Origin of the sequence: Pantoea sp. Tr-811 (assembly GCF_011752535.1) — a bacterium.
In the GTDB taxonomy this organism is placed as follows: Bacteria; Pseudomonadota; Gammaproteobacteria; order Pseudomonadales; family Pseudomonadaceae; genus Aquipseudomonas.
This window is the reverse complement of the sequence record NZ_VWXJ01000002.1, coordinates 105,450-119,167: the sequence shown is the minus strand read 5'-3', so window position 1 is coordinate 119,167 and position 13,718 is coordinate 105,450. Positions and strand designations below refer to the sequence as shown.

Below are 13,718 nucleotides of genomic sequence, written 5' to 3'. Positions count from 1 at the left end.
CGGCTTTGCCGGTGTTCGCGGGGCGAGCCCGCTCCTACAGGGGTTTGCTATGCTGGCGGCGATACATGACCAAGGGAGTTGTTCATGACCGCACGATGGGTCGCCGCCAAGGCCGATCTGGATTTCCTTCACTGTGACGGCGTTACCTTGCCGGCCTCGATGAGCGCCCTGCAGGCCTATTGCGCGATGACCTCGCAGGTTCCAGGCTGGTTGGCCAAGGCCTTTCGCCTGCGCGATATCATTTCGCGGCGTTTCAATGTGGCCGAGATCGGCGGCTTTTCTCCCCGCACGCCTGAGCAGGTGCCGAGCGTGGGCGAGCGGCTGGACTTCTTCACCGTCGAGTTCATCAGCGACCAGCAATTGGTCCTGACCTCGCGCGATACGCACCTGGCGGTGATGGTTTGCATGGATGTGCTGGCGCGGCAGCTGAGCGTGACCACTTCGGTGCGTTGCTTCAACACCTTTGGCCGCGCCTACATGGTGCCCGTGGGGCTGGCGCATGGGCCTATCGTCAAGCGCATGTTGCGTAATATCGAGCGGGTGTGAGGCAGAGCGCCGCGTGTGCGGCGCATCGCGAGCTTTGCTCGCTCCTACGGGAGATTTGCACCGCCCTGGTAGGAGCGAGCGCAGCTCGCGAAGCGCCGCACGAGCGGCGCCCGGTCTCAAGCCTTGTTCAAATACATCCGTGTTGTCAGCAGGTACACCGGCAGCCCCGACACCACGATCAGCAGTGCCGCATAAGGCGCCGCCGCCGCGAACTCGACGTTGGCGGTATGTGCCCACACCTCGGTGGCCAGTGTGGTCATGCCCGTCGGGCTGAGCAACAGGGTGGCGGTGAGCTCCTTCATGGCGTCGAGGAACACCAGGGCGAAGGCCGCCGCCAGGGCCGGGAAGATGATCGGCAGGGTGACTCGGCAGAACGCTGCAAAGCTGCTGGCACCCAAGGTGCGCGCGGCCTCTTCGAGGGTTGGCGAGGCCTTGTTCAGTGCCGTGCGCACCGGCGCCTGGGCCAGCGGCAGGAACAGCAGCGCATAGGCCAGCAGCAACAGCGCCGTGGTCTGGTACAGCGCCGGCACATAGTGCAGCGAGAACACCACCAGGGTCAGGGCGATCACCAGGCCGGGCAGGGCATGCAGCAGGTACGGCAGGCGCTCGGCCCAGATCGCCAGGCGGCCCTTGTAGCGCACCACCAGGAAGCTGACCGGCAGCGCCAGCAGCACGCAGAAGCCCGCGCCGCCCAGCGACACCGACAGCGAGGTCAGCAGCGCCTTGCCGATGGCCGCCACCGGGAAGGCCGCCGATGAGCCCACGCTCAGCCAGTAGCCCAGCATGGCCAGGGGAATGCCGCTACCCAGTATCGCCAGGCCCAGGCAGAACAGCTGCGCCAATGGCATCCAGCCGCGCAGGCGTACCGGCTGGCCACGGCGTGCTACGCCCTGGCCGATCCGCACATGGCGGGCCTTGCCGCGTACCCGCAGCTCCAGCCACAACATCAGCAGGCACAGTGCCAACAGCACCGCCGACAGCATCGCGGCGTTGGCGTTGCTGAACTCCAGCTCGAACTGCTGGTAGATCGCCGTGGTGAAGGTTTGCAGGCCGAGAATCGACAGGGCGCCGAACTCGACCAGCATGTGCAGGGCGATCAGCAGTGCGCCGCCCAGCATCGACGGCCACAGCAGCGGCAGGGTGATCTTGCGGAACACGCCCCAGCGGCTGTAGCCCAGGGTGCGCGCCGACTCTTCCAGCGAGGTGTCGAGGTTACGCAGGGTGGCCGCCACGGGCAGGAACACCAGCGGGTACTTGGACAGCGCCATCACCATGATCGCGCCGCCCAGGCCCTCGAAGTCCGAGCTCAGCGACACCCAGGTAAAGCTGCTGACGAACGACGGCACGGCGAACGGCAGGCACAGCACCACGCCCCACAGGCGGCGGCCTGGCAGGTTGCTGCGTTCCAGCAGCCAGGCCAGGGCCAGGCCCACCACCATGCATGCCAGGGTTACCCCGGCCATCAGCATCAAGGTGTTGCGCAGCAACCCCCAGACGAATGGCCGCCACAGCAGGTACAGGGCTTCGCGCCAGCCGGCTTCCCAGGCTTTCATGGCCACGTACAACAGCGGCAGCAAGCTCATGGCTACCAGGAACAGCACAGGCAGCAGCACCCAGATCGAGGGGCGCTTGCGGCGCGGCACGAAGCGTACCGGCACCGGCTCGGACAGGGCGGCGGTCATCAGAGCAAGCCGACCTCGCGTTCAAGCTCCAGGGCTTCCTCGGCGTTACCGAGGTCAGCCGGCGAGATCTTCGGCGGGCGCAGGTCTTCGAACGGCTTCAGCCCACGGTCGGACACCATGCCTTTGTGCAGTGGGTACTCGGCGGTGGTCTGGGTGATCACGCGCTGGCCTTCTTCGCTGGCCATCCAGTTGAGCAGGGCCTGGGCTTCCTTCGGGTGCTTGCTGGCCTTGACCGCAGCAGCGCCGGAAATGGTCACCAGGTTGCCGGCGTCGCCGTCGGCCAGGTAGTACAGCTTGGAATCGAGCTTGCCGCGCTCGCGCTCCAGGGCGTACCAGTAGTAGTTGTTGACCAGCACCGCGGCGACTTCACCTTTTTCCACGGCCTTCAGGGCAACCATGTTGTTGGTGTAGGTCTTGCCGAAGGCCTTCAGGCCGGTCAGCCATTCCTCGGTGGCTTCACGCCCGTGCATCTTCAGGATGGCCACGGCCTGTTCCTGGAAGGCGCCGCTGGTCGGCACGTAGCCAACGCGGCCGTCCCACTCAGGGCCGGCGAAGTCCATGACGGTGGTAGGCAGGTCTTTCTCGTCGATCTTCTTGGGGTTGAACACCACCACGCGGGTGCGTGCGGTCACGCCCATCCAGGTGCCATTGGCGCCGACGTATTCCTTGGGCAGCATGTTCAGGGTGGCGTCGTCGATCTTGGCCAGCAGGCCCAGCTCACCCAGGTTGTTCAGCGGTGGCGACTCTTCGGTGTAGATGATGTCGGCCGGCGAGCGGGCGCCTTCCTCGATGATCTGGCTGGCCAGCTGGTTGCTGCTGCCCTTGCGGATATTGATGTGGATACCGGTCTTGGCCTCGTAGGCCTTGGCGATGGCTTCGCCGATTTCCTTGTGCTGGCCGTTGTACATGGTCAGCGTGACCGGTTCGTCTGCCAGGGCGGCCGGAGCGCCGATCACCAGGCTCAGAACTGCGGCAGCCAGGGTGCGCATCAGCGGTTGCGGGCGGATCGTCATGCGGGTACTTCCTCGCTTACGGCTACATATTCGGAAACAATGGTAAACGAAATCGTTTCTCAAGTGGCCGGGTGACGAGAAATTCATGGGCAGATCGCCTGTAGGAGCGAGCGCAGCTCGCGAAGCGCCGCGCGAGCTGCGCTCGATCCCACAGGCGCCGAAGCGGTCACGCCAAGCGAGGAGGGGATACAAAAAACGCAGGCAAGAAAAAACCCACTAGCAAGCTAGTGGGTTTTTGTATGGTGCCCAGGAGAAGACTCGAACTTCCACGACCGTTAAGTCACTGATACCTGAAACCAGCGCGTCTACCAATTCCGCCACCTGGGCAAAGCTTTGCATCATCTGGAGAAAGCGACAAACGTTCACTTTCACACAGTAGTAACAGATCCTTGGTCATCTGTTACTTGAAATATTTGGTGCCCAGGAGAAGACTCGAACTTCCACGGCCGTTAAGCCACTGATACCTGAAACCAGCGCGTCTACCAATTCCGCCACCTGGGCACACATTCGAGATAAAAGATGCTTTACAGCGCCGCTCATCTCTACTACAACTTCGGGCTTGTCCGTCGTTGTGGTGCGCACTATACGGGCGGTCCGGGGGGCTGTAAACCCCCCAAGCAAAAAAAATTTCAAAAAATTCAACTTGTTGATTCCGCTGGCCTATTCCCCTTCTCTATAGAGCACGGCGGGGGCTGTCCAAGGCTGACATTTCCGGTTTCAATACGCACATGCCAGAATTCCTATCTATATACCCCAAGGTGAACCCCTTCTGATGGCCGATTGGCAATCCCTCGATCCCGAGGCCGCTCGCGAAGCGGAAAAATACGACAACCCTATTCCCAGCCGTGAGCTGATCCTGCAGCGCCTCGCCGACCGTGGCGAACCGGCCGCGCGCGAGGAGCTGGCGGCCGAGTTCGGTCTTCACGAGGAAGACCAGATCGAAGCCCTGCGCCGTCGCCTGCGCGCCATGGAACGTGACGGCCAGCTTATCTATACCCGGCGTGGCACCTATGCCCCGGTAGACAAGCTGGACCTGATCTGTGGCCGTGTCTCCGGCCACCGCGACGGTTTCGGTTTCCTGATCCCGGATGACGGCAGCGACGACCTGTTCCTCAGCCCATCGCAGATGCGCCTGGTGTTCGACGGCGACCGCGGCCTGGCCCGGGTGTCCGGCGTCGACCGCCGTGGCCGCCGCGAAGGCGTGCTGGTGGAAGTCATCTCCCGCGCCCACGAAAGCGTGGTTGGCCGCTACTTCGAAGAAGGCGGCATCGGCTATGTGACCCCGGACAACCCGAAGATCCAGCAGGAAGTGCTGGTGACTGCCGGGCGCAACGGCGGCGCCAAGATCGGCCAGTTCGTCGAGATCAAGATCACCCACTGGCCCACCCCACGCTTCCAGCCCCAGGGTGATGTGGTCGAGGTGATCGGCAACTACATGGCCCCAGGCATGGAAATCGACGTTGCCCTGCGCAGCTACGACATCCCCCACGTCTGGCCCAAGGATGTAATCAAGGAAGCGCGCAAGTTCCGCTCCGAAGTTGAAGAGAAGGACAAGGAAAAGCGCGTCGACCTGCGCCACCTGCCGTTCGTCACCATCGACGGCGAGGACGCCCGCGACTTCGACGACGCCGTCTACTGCGAACCCCTGGGCAAGCTGCGCCTGTTCTCCGGCGGCTGGCGCCTTTATGTGGCCATCGCCGACGTGTCCAGCTATGTGCGCCTGGGTTCGGCCCTGGACGTCGAGGCCCAGCAGCGTGGTAACTCGGTGTACTTCCCCGAGCGCGTGGTGCCGATGCTGCCCGAGGAGCTGTCCAACGGCCTGTGCTCGCTGAACCCGCACGTCGATCGCCTGGCCATGGTTTGCGAAATGACCATGAACAAGGCCGGCCAGATGGTCGACTACCAGTTCTACGAAGGCGTGATCCACTCCCACGCCCGCCTGACCTACAACAAGGTCAGCAGCATGCTCGAACATGCCCGTACCCGCGAGGGCAAGGCCCTGCGCGAGGAGTACAAGGAGGTCGTGCCGGACTTGAAGAACCTGTACAACCTGTACAAGGTGCTGGTCGATGCCCGCCACACCCGCGGCGCCATCGACTTCGAAACCCAGGAAACCCGGATCATCTTCGGCGACCAGCGCAAGATCGCGGAAATCCGCCCGACCGTGCGCAACGACGCCCACAAGCTGATCGAGGAATGCATGCTGGCGGCCAACGTCGCCACCGCCGAGTTCCTGCAAAAACACGGCGTGCCCGCCCTGTACCGTGTGCATGACGGCCCGCCGCCAGAGCGCCTGGAAAAACTGCGCGCCTTCCTCGGTGAGCTGGGGCTGACCCTGCACAAGGGCAAGGACCCCTCGCCCAAGGACTACCAGGCCCTGCTGGCGAGCATCGCCGGGCGCCCGGATTTCCACCTGATCCAGACGGTGATGCTGCGCTCGCTGAGCCAGGCGGTGTACAGCACCGACAACAACGGCCACTTCGGCCTGAACTACGAGGCGTACACCCACTTTACCTCGCCGATCCGTCGTTACCCGGACTTGCTGGTGCACCGCGCGATCCGCAGCATCATCCGCTCCAAGGTCGATACCCCGCACGTCAAGCGTGCCGGCGCCATGAGCATTCCCAAGGCGCGTATCTACCCCTATGACGTGAACACCCTCGACCAGCTGGGCGAGCAGTGCTCGATGACCGAGCGCCGTGCCGACGAGGCCACCCGTGACGTGGTCAACTGGCTCAAGTGCGAGTTCATGAAGGACCGCGTGGGCGAAACCTTCCCGGGCGTAATCACTGCGGTAACCGGTTTTGGCCTGTTCGTCGAGCTGACCGACATCTACGTCGAAGGCCTGGTGCACGTCAGTGCGCTGCCGGGCGACTACTACCACTTCGACCCTGTGCACCACCGCCTGTCCGGCGAACGTACCGGGCGCAGCTTCCGCCTGGGCGACACCATCGAAGTGAAGGTGATGCGCGTCGACCTCGACGAGCGCAAGATCGACTTCGAAGTGTCCGCACAACAGCTCAGCGCACCGGTTGGGCGCAAGGGCCGTGGCGCCGGCGCTGCACCTGTTGCCGAGGCGCCCGAGCAGCAAGCACCGGCCAAGGCCACGCCGAAGCCGCGCAGCCGCAAGAGCGAAGCCTCCGAGGCGTACTTCCCCAAAGACGCCGTGCAGCGCAACGCCGAAGTGCGCAAGAGCCGCGAAATGAAGAAGGCGCTGATGAGCGAGGCGCGCACCAGCGGCCACGCCAGCAGCAAGTCGGACAAGGGCGCCAAGTCGTCCGGCAAGCCGACCAAGCACCGTAAAGGCCCGCCGAAGTCCGGCGCGCCACGCAAGAGCAAGAGCAAGTCATGAGTCAGCTGGAAAAAATCTACGGCGTGCATGCCGTGCAGGCACTGCTGCAGCATCATCCCAAGCGGGTCAAGCAGATCTGGCTGTCGGAAGGGCGCAGCGAGCCGCGCCTGCAGGCGCTGCTGGCACTGGCTGCGGAAAACCGCGTGGCGGTGGGCCAGGCCGAGCGCCGTGAGATGGACACCTGGGTCGAGGGTGTGCACCAGGGCGTGGTTGCCGAGGTGAGCCCAAGCCAGGTGTGGGGTGAGTTGATGCTCGAGGAATTGCTTGAGCGCAGCGAAACGCCGCCGCTGATCCTGGTGCTGGACGGTGTCACCGACCCGCACAACCTCGGGGCCTGCCTGCGTACTGCCGATGCGGCGGGTGCCACGGCGGTGATCGTGCCCAAGGACAAGTCGGCAACGTTGACCCCGGTGGTGCGCAAGGTGGCCTGCGGCGCGGCGGAGGTGATTCCGCTGGTGGCCGTGACCAACCTGGCGCGCACGCTGGAAAAACTCCAGCAGCGCGGCCTGTGGGTGGTCGGCACCGCCGGCGAAGCCGAGCAGGAAATCTACCAGCAGGACCTGACCGGCCCGCTGGTGATGATCATGGGCGCCGAAGGCAAGGGCATGCGCCGCTTGACCCGCGAGCATTGCGACTTTCTGGTGAAGTTGCCGATGAGCGGCAGCGTCAGCAGCCTGAACGTTTCCGTTGCAACGGGCGTGTGCCTGTTCGAGGCGGTGCGCCAGCGGCAGGCCAAGCGCTGATTGCGTGAGCCTGGGGCGGCCCTTTCGCGGGGCAAGCCCGCTCCTACAAGGGTTGCGATACCTGTAGGAGCGGGCTTGCCCCGCGAAAGGGCCGCCAGCCTGTGAATATGTTTCAGGCTGTTCAAATAATCACCAGCGACCTTGCTTGTACGCCCCGCCTTCTCTACAATTGCGCCCCTTGCCGAGCTGGCAGGCGCGCATGTGCCTCCCCTCCGTGCAAGACATACAGTGTCATTCACTCCTTGTCTGACCAGATTCGCTGGCAGACTACTAACCCGTAAGGAGCATTCATGCGTCATTACGAAATCATCTTCCTGGTTCACCCGGACCAGAGCGAGCAAGTCGGCGGCATGGTTGAGCGTTACACCAAGCTGATCGAAGAAGACGGCGGCAAAATCCACCGCCTGGAAGACTGGGGCCGTCGTCAACTGGCCTACGCAATCAACAATGTTCACAAGGCTCACTACGTGATGCTGAACGTTGAGTGCACCGGCAAGGCCCTGGCCGAGCTGGAAGACAACTTCCGCTACAACGATGCCGTTATCCGTAACCTGGTCATCCGTCGCGACGAAGCCGTTACCGGTCAGTCCGAGATGCTGAAGGCTGAAGAAAACCGCAGCGAGCGCCGTGAGCGTCGTGAGCGTCCTGAGCATGCTGAATCCGCCGACGGCGACGACAGCAATGACAGCGACTCCAGCGATAACGCTGACGAGTAATCCACGGACCTTTAGAGGAGCCTATTAAATGGCACGTTTCTTCCGTCGTCGTAAATTCTGCCGCTTCACTGCTGAAGACGTGAAAGAGATCGACTTCAAAGATCTCAACACCCTGAAAGCTTACGTATCCGAAACCGGCAAGATCGTTCCAAGCCGTATCACCGGTACCAAAGCTCGTTATCAGCGTCAGCTGGCTACCGCTATCAAGCGCGCCCGCTTCCTGGCCCTGCTGCCCTACACCGACAGCCACGGCCGCTGAGACCGGGTCGTCGACAAGCAGTAAGGGATTAGCATGCGAGCGTTAGCAAGTTTCATCATGCGCGGTCGTGTGCAGGCCACCCTCGTGGTGGTCATCAGTGCGGTATTGCCGCTGCTGTTCTGGTTGAGTGCCGCTGCCGGCAGCCTTGTGCTGCTGCGGCGCGGGTTCAAGGATGCTTCAACGGTCATCGCCGGCGGCCTGCTGGCCGGGCTGGCCGTGTGGTTGATGGGCGACCCGATCACCTTTCTGGTGATTGCCGGTGCCCTGGGCCTGGCTGCGCTGTTGCGCGCCGAGCATCCCTGGAGCCGTGTGCTGGTGGCCAGTGCCGTGTTTGCCGTGGTTTTCAGCCTCGTGCTCGACATGGCCCTGGCGCAGACCTTCGATGTGCTGGCCAAGGCGTTTGCCGATGCCATGCCGAAAATCGAAGGGCAGCCGGTGCTCTCCGGTGAGCTGATCCGCCCTGTGCTGGTCGCTTCCACAGCCGCGACGGTGCAGTTGTTCAGCGTGCTGGCCCTGGTGCTGGCGCGTTATTGGCAGGCAGCGTTGTACAACCCTGGAGGCTTCGGTCGCGAGTTTCGCGAACTGAGGTTGCCGAAACAGACCATGGCGGTCTTGGTGGCAGTGATGGTGGTGGCCCCGTTCATCGGGTCGCAGTTCATCATCCTGGCATCGGCGTCGAGCCTGGTTCTGGTGCTGGCAGGCATCGCGTTGATGCACGGCCTTGTGGCACAGGGGCGACTGGCTGGTTTCTGGCTGGTGGGCATGTACGTGACGTTGCCGCTGATCATGCAGCTGATCTACCCGTTGCTGATGGTCCTGGCCATTGTCGACAGCCTGATTGATTTTCGCGGTCGCAAGTCCCCTCCGGGGAAAGACTCCGCGAACGGTGAAGGTTAAAAGTTAAGAGGTTTTACCAAATGGAACTGATCCTGCTGGAAAAAGTCGCTAACCTGGGCAACCTGGGCGACAAAGTAAAAGTTAAGGCTGGTTACGGCCGTAACTTCCTGCTGCCATTCGGCAAGGCCACCGTTGCCAACGCCGCCAACCTGGCTGCGTTCGAAGAGCGTCGCGCCGAGCTGGAAAAAGCAGCAGCTGACCGTAAATCGTCGGCTGAAAGCCGCGCTGCCCAACTGGCCGAGCTGGAAGTGACCATCACTGCCACCGCTGGCGACGAAGGCAAGCTGTTCGGTTCGATCGGCACCCACGACATCGCTGACGCCCTGACCGCCTCCGGCGTTGAAGTGGCCAAAGCTGAAGTGCGTCTGCCGAACGGCACCATCCGTCAGGTTGGCGAATACGACGTAGCCGTGCACCTGCACAGCGACGTTGAAGCCACCGTACGTGTGGTCGTCGTAGCTGCCTAAGCTGCGCTGACTGGCTAGCCCCCTGCGGGCCAGCCGGTTAACATCGGGCACGGTCCTGTTCACTCAGGCCGTGCCCTTTGTCTTTTTCATCCTCCAGAATTCTTTCGTGGCCATGAACGAGATCACCAACTCCGAACAGCTCGACCTGCAAACCGCTGCGCTGAAGGTGCCGCCGCATTCCATCGAGGCCGAACAGGCCGTGCTCGGTGGCCTGATGCTGGACAACAACGCCTGGGAGCGGGTGCTGGACCAGGTGTCCGATGGTGACTTCTACCGGCATGACCACCGCTTGATCTTCCGTGCCGTGCACAAGCTGGCCGACGCCAACCAGCCGTTCGACGTCGTGACCCTGCACGAGCAACTGGACAAGGAAGGCCTGTCGACCCAGGTCGGCGGCCTGGCGTACCTGGCGGAGCTGGCCAAGAACACCCCGTCGGTGGCCAACATCAAGGCCTACGCGGCGATCATTCGTGAGCGCGCCACGTTGCGCCAGCTGATCAGCATCAGCACCGACATCGCCGACAACGCCTTCAACCCGCAAGGCCGCGACGCCGCCGAGATTCTGGACGACGCCGAGCGGCAGATCTTCCAGATCGCCGAGGCGCGGCCAAAAACCGGTGGGCCGGTGGGCGTCAACGACCTGTTGACCATGGCCATCGACCGTATCGATACGCTGTTCAACTCCGACAGCGACATCACCGGTATCTCGACGGGGTATACCGACCTGGACGAGAAGACCAGTGGCCTGCAGGCTGCCGACCTGATCATCGTCGCCGGCCGTCCATCGATGGGTAAGACCACTTTCGCCATGAACCTGGTGGAAAACGCCGTGTTGCGCACCGACAAGACGGTGCTGGTGTTCTCCCTCGAAATGCCAGGCGAATCGCTGATCATGCGTATGCTTTCGTCCCTGGGCCGTATCGACCAGACCAAGGTGCGTTCCGGCCAGCTGGACGACGATGACTGGCCGCGCCTGACCTCGGCGGTGAACTTGCTCAACGACCGCAAGCTGTTCATCGACGATACCGCCGGTATCAGCCCCTCGGAAATGCGCGCCCGCACCCGCCGCCTGGCCCGTGAGCACGGCGACATCGCCATGATCATGGTCGACTACCTGCAGCTGATGCAGATCCCAGGCTCGGCCGGTGACAACCGGACCAACGAGATTTCCGAGATTTCCCGTTCCCTCAAGGCCCTGGCCAAGGAATTCAACTGCCCGGTCATCGCCCTGTCGCAGCTGAACCGTTCCCTGGAACAGCGCCCGAACAAACGCCCGGTGAACTCCGACTTGCGTGAATCCGGTGCAATCGAGCAGGACGCCGACGTCATCATGTTCGTGTACCGCGACGAGGTGTACCACCCCGAAACCGAGCACAAGGGCGTGGCGGAAATCATCATCGGTAAACAGCGTAACGGCCCCATCGGCTTCGTGCGCCTGGCGTTCATCGGCAAGTACACCCGCTTCGAAAACCTTGCCCCGGGCATGTACAACTTCGACGACGACGAATAAAGGCTACTCGATCACCCTGTGGAAGCGGGCTTGCCCGCGAATGCGATGGTGGGCTCACTGCCGCATTCGCGGGCAAGCCCGCTCCTACAGGGTGATGTGGCAACTTCCCGACCTGAGCCAGGCAGTTGCGCCTCATGAATCCGACAGCCATCGTCGGATTTGGTCAAAATTTGTGCTATATTCCGCGCCCGCGATTTCCCTGCACACCAAAAACCGGTCACTGACATGCAAGCAGCCAAACCACTCTACGACTATCCCAAGTACTGGGCCGAATGCTTCGGGCCAGCGCCTTTCCTGCCGATGAGCAGGGAGGAGATGGATCAGCTCGGCTGGGATTCCTGCGACATCATCATCGTGACCGGGGATGCCTACGTCGACCACGCCTCGTTCGGCATGGCCATCATCGGCCGCCTGCTGGAGGCCCAGGGCTTCCGCGTGGGCATCATCGCCCAGCCGAACTGGCAGTCCAAAGACGACTTCATGAAGCTCGGCGAGCCGAACCTGTTCTTCGGCGTCGCGGCCGGCAACATGGACTCGATGATCAACCGCTACACCGCGGACAAGAAAATCCGCTCCGACGATGCCTACACCCCCGGTGGCCTGGCGGGCAAGCGCCCGGACCGCGCCAGCCTGGTGTACAGCCAGCGTTGCAAGGAAGCCTACAAGCACGTACCCATCGTGCTCGGTGGCATCGAGGCCTCGCTGCGCCGCATCGCGCACTATGACTACTGGCAGGACAAGGTTCGCCACTCGATCCTGATCGACGCCAGCGCCGACATCCTGCTGTACGGCAACGCCGAGCGGGCCATCGTCGAAGTGGCCCAGCGCCTGTCCCAGGGCGAGAGCATCGAAAAGATCACCGACGTGCGCGGCACCGCCTTCGTGCGCCGTGACACGCCACAGGGCTGGTACGAAATCGACTCCACCCGTATCGACCGCCCGGGCCGTGTCGACAAGATCATCAACCCGTACGTGAACACCCAGGACACCCAGGCCTGCGCCATCGAGCAGGCCAAGGGCGACCAGGAAGACCCGAACGAAGCCAAGGTGGTGCAGATTCTCGACAGCCCGAGCGTGACCCGGGAGAAGTCGGTGATCCGCCTGCCGTCGTTCGAGAAAGTGCGTAACGACCCCGTGCTCTATGCCCACGCCAACCGCGTGCTGCACCTGGAAACCAACCCGGGCAACGCCCGCGCCCTGGTGCAGAAGCACGGCGAAGTGGATGTGTGGTTCAACCCGCCACCCATTCCGATGACCACCGAGGAAATGGACTACGTGTTCGGCATGCCCTACGCGCGTATTCCGCACCCGGCCTATGGCAAGGAGCGCATCCCGGCTTACGAGATGATCCGCTTCTCGGTCAACATCATGCGTGGCTGCTTCGGTGGTTGCACCTTCTGCTCGATCACCGAGCACGAAGGCCGCATCATCCAGAACCGCTCCCACGAGTCGATCCTGCACGAGATCGAGGAGATGCGTGACAAGGTGCCGGGCTTCACCGGCGTGGTTTCCGACCTTGGCGGCCCGACCGCCAACATGTACCGCATCGCCTGCAAGAGCCACGACATCGAGAAGCACTGCCGCAAGCCGTCGTGCGTGTTCCCGGGCATCTGTGAGAACCTCAACACCGACCACAGCTCGCTGATCGAGCTGTACCGCAAGGCCCGTGCCCTGCCGGGGGTGAAGAAGATCCTGATTGCCTCGGGCCTGCGCTACGACCTGGCCGTGGAGTCGCCGGAGTACGTCAAGGAACTGGTGACCCACCACGTGGGCGGCTACCTGAAGATTGCCCCGGAGCACACCGAGCGTGGCCCGCTGGACAAGATGATGAAGCCGGGCATCGGCACCTACGACCGCTTCAAGCGCATGTTCGAGAAGTTCTCGAAGGAAGCGGGCAAGGAGCAGTACCTGATTCCGTACTTCATCGCTGCCCACCCAGGCACCACCGACGAAGACATGATGAACCTGGCGCTGTGGCTCAAGGGCAACGGTTTCCGCGCCGACCAGGTGCAGGCGTTCTACCCATCGCCCATGGCCTCGGCCACGGCCATGTACCACTCGGGCAAGAACCCGCTGCGCAAGGTGACTTACAAGAGCGAAGGGGTGGAGATCGTCAAGAGCGAGGAGCAGCGCCGCCTGCACAAGGCGTTCCTGCGCTACCACGATCCGAAGGGTTGGCCGATGCTGCGTGAAGCGCTGGAGCGCATGGGCCGCGCTGACCTCATCGGGCCAGGCAAGCACCAGTTGATTCCGCTGCACCAGCCGCAGACCGACTCGTACCAGAGCGCACGGCGCAAGAACTCGACGCCTGCCGGTAGCCACAAGGTGGCCAAGGAGCAGAAGATCCTCACCCAGCACACCGGCCTGCCGCCGCGTGCCAGCGATGGCAGCAAGCCGTGGGACAAACGCGAGAAAGCCAAGGCCGAAGCCTTTGCCCGCAACCAGCAGGCGGCCAAGGAGCGCAAGGAAGCGGCCAAGGGTGGCGGCGGCAAGGGCAAGAAGCCGCGCCAGCCGGTGATTCCGCGCTGATTCC

The 13,718-nt window shown here is 63.0% G+C and carries 11 protein-coding genes and 2 tRNA genes; 9 read left to right on the top strand and 4 right to left on the bottom strand.

Going from position 1 to position 13,718, the window contains the following annotated elements; genetic code table 11:
* Positions 1 to 84 precede the first annotated feature (84 nt).
* Complete coding sequence (locus F3J44_RS03135) at positions 85 to 546, top strand: DUF2867 domain-containing protein (RefSeq protein WP_167270604.1); 462 nt, start codon at positions 85 to 87, stop codon at positions 544 to 546.
* Between the two features lie 116 nt (positions 547 to 662).
* Here F3J44_RS03135 and F3J44_RS03130 read toward each other — a convergent pair whose 3' ends face one another.
* The 4 genes from F3J44_RS03130 to F3J44_RS03115 form a co-directional block, all read right to left on the bottom strand.
* Entirely contained in the window at positions 663 to 2,228 is a 1,566-nt protein-coding gene (locus tag F3J44_RS03130) for an iron ABC transporter permease (protein ID WP_167066984.1), read from the bottom strand.
* Complete coding sequence (locus F3J44_RS03125) at positions 2,228 to 3,241, bottom strand: extracellular solute-binding protein (RefSeq protein ID WP_167066981.1); 1,014 nt, start codon at positions 3,239 to 3,241, stop codon at positions 2,228 to 2,230. Before F3J44_RS03125 ends, F3J44_RS03130 begins: the two co-directional genes overlap by 1 nt.
* A 240-nt stretch (positions 3,242 to 3,481) precedes the next feature.
* Positions 3,482 to 3,568 (bottom strand) — tRNA-Leu (locus F3J44_RS03120).
* Positions 3,569 to 3,655: 87 nt separating this feature from the next.
* A tRNA-Leu gene (locus tag F3J44_RS03115) sits at positions 3,656 to 3,742 on the bottom strand.
* A 271-nt stretch (positions 3,743 to 4,013) separates the two neighbouring features.
* On the opposite strand from F3J44_RS03115, the gene rnr reads away from it, so the two are divergent.
* The 8 genes from rnr to F3J44_RS03075 all read left to right on the top strand — a co-directional run bounded on the left by rnr (position 4,014) and on the right by F3J44_RS03075 (position 13,714).
* The gene (rnr, locus tag F3J44_RS03110) at positions 4,014 to 6,593 is read left to right on the top strand and encodes a ribonuclease R (protein WP_167066978.1); all 2,580 of its coding nucleotides are present in this window, start codon (positions 4,014 to 4,016) and stop codon (positions 6,591 to 6,593) included.
* On the top strand, positions 6,590 to 7,336 hold the full coding sequence (rlmB, locus tag F3J44_RS03105) for a 23S rRNA (guanosine(2251)-2'-O)-methyltransferase RlmB (RefSeq protein WP_167066975.1): 747 nt from the start codon (positions 6,590 to 6,592) through the stop codon (positions 7,334 to 7,336). The genes rnr and rlmB overlap by 4 nt, the downstream gene beginning before the upstream one ends.
* A 290-nt stretch (positions 7,337 to 7,626) precedes the next feature.
* On the top strand, positions 7,627 to 8,052 hold the full coding sequence (gene rpsF / locus F3J44_RS03100) for a 30S ribosomal protein S6 (RefSeq protein WP_013974420.1): 426 nt from the start codon (positions 7,627 to 7,629) through the stop codon (positions 8,050 to 8,052).
* A gap of 28 nt (positions 8,053 to 8,080) precedes the next feature.
* On the top strand, positions 8,081 to 8,311 hold the full coding sequence (rpsR, locus tag F3J44_RS03095; RefSeq protein WP_003249563.1) for a 30S ribosomal protein S18: 231 nt from the start codon (positions 8,081 to 8,083) through the stop codon (positions 8,309 to 8,311).
* A 33-nt stretch (positions 8,312 to 8,344) separates the two neighbouring features.
* Positions 8,345 to 9,208, top strand: coding sequence for a hypothetical protein (locus F3J44_RS03090; protein WP_167066972.1), 864 nt, complete (start codon positions 8,345 to 8,347; stop codon positions 9,206 to 9,208).
* A 20-nt stretch (positions 9,209 to 9,228) separates the two neighbouring features.
* Positions 9,229 to 9,675, top strand: a complete 447-nt coding sequence (gene rplI, locus F3J44_RS03085; protein WP_012316464.1) for a 50S ribosomal protein L9 — start codon at positions 9,229 to 9,231, stop codon at positions 9,673 to 9,675.
* Positions 9,676 to 9,787: 112 nt separating this feature from the next.
* Positions 9,788 to 11,185, top strand: coding sequence for a replicative DNA helicase (gene dnaB, locus F3J44_RS03080; protein WP_167066969.1), 1,398 nt, complete (start codon positions 9,788 to 9,790; stop codon positions 11,183 to 11,185).
* A gap of 225 nt (positions 11,186 to 11,410) precedes the next feature.
* Positions 11,411 to 13,714: a YgiQ family radical SAM protein gene (locus F3J44_RS03075; protein WP_167270601.1), complete on the top strand. Its 2,304-nt coding sequence runs from the start codon at positions 11,411 to 11,413 to the stop codon at positions 13,712 to 13,714.
* Positions 13,715 to 13,718: the final 4 nt, after the last annotated feature.

Excerpts from the sequence above, each read along its gene's own strand:
- F3J44_RS03135 (WP_167270604.1), top strand. The coding sequence starts at position 85 with ATGACCGCACGATGGGTCGCCGCCAAGGCCGATCTGGATTTCCTTCAC.
- F3J44_RS03130 (WP_167066984.1), bottom strand. The coding sequence starts at position 2,228 with ATGACCGCCGCCCTGTCCGAGCCGGTGCCGGTACGCTTCGTGCCGCGC.
- F3J44_RS03125 (WP_167066981.1), bottom strand. The coding sequence starts at position 3,241 with ATGACGATCCGCCCGCAACCGCTGATGCGCACCCTGGCTGCCGCAGTT.
- rnr (WP_167066978.1), top strand. The coding sequence starts at position 4,014 with ATGGCCGATTGGCAATCCCTCGATCCCGAGGCCGCTCGCGAAGCGGAA.
- rlmB (WP_167066975.1), top strand. The coding sequence starts at position 6,590 with ATGAGTCAGCTGGAAAAAATCTACGGCGTGCATGCCGTGCAGGCACTG.
- rpsF (WP_013974420.1), top strand. The coding sequence starts at position 7,627 with ATGCGTCATTACGAAATCATCTTCCTGGTTCACCCGGACCAGAGCGAG.
- rpsR (WP_003249563.1), top strand. The coding sequence starts at position 8,081 with ATGGCACGTTTCTTCCGTCGTCGTAAATTCTGCCGCTTCACTGCTGAA.
- F3J44_RS03090 (WP_167066972.1), top strand. The coding sequence starts at position 8,345 with ATGCGAGCGTTAGCAAGTTTCATCATGCGCGGTCGTGTGCAGGCCACC.
- rplI (WP_012316464.1), top strand. The coding sequence starts at position 9,229 with ATGGAACTGATCCTGCTGGAAAAAGTCGCTAACCTGGGCAACCTGGGC.
- dnaB (WP_167066969.1), top strand. The coding sequence starts at position 9,788 with ATGAACGAGATCACCAACTCCGAACAGCTCGACCTGCAAACCGCTGCG.
- F3J44_RS03075 (WP_167270601.1), top strand. The coding sequence starts at position 11,411 with ATGCAAGCAGCCAAACCACTCTACGACTATCCCAAGTACTGGGCCGAA.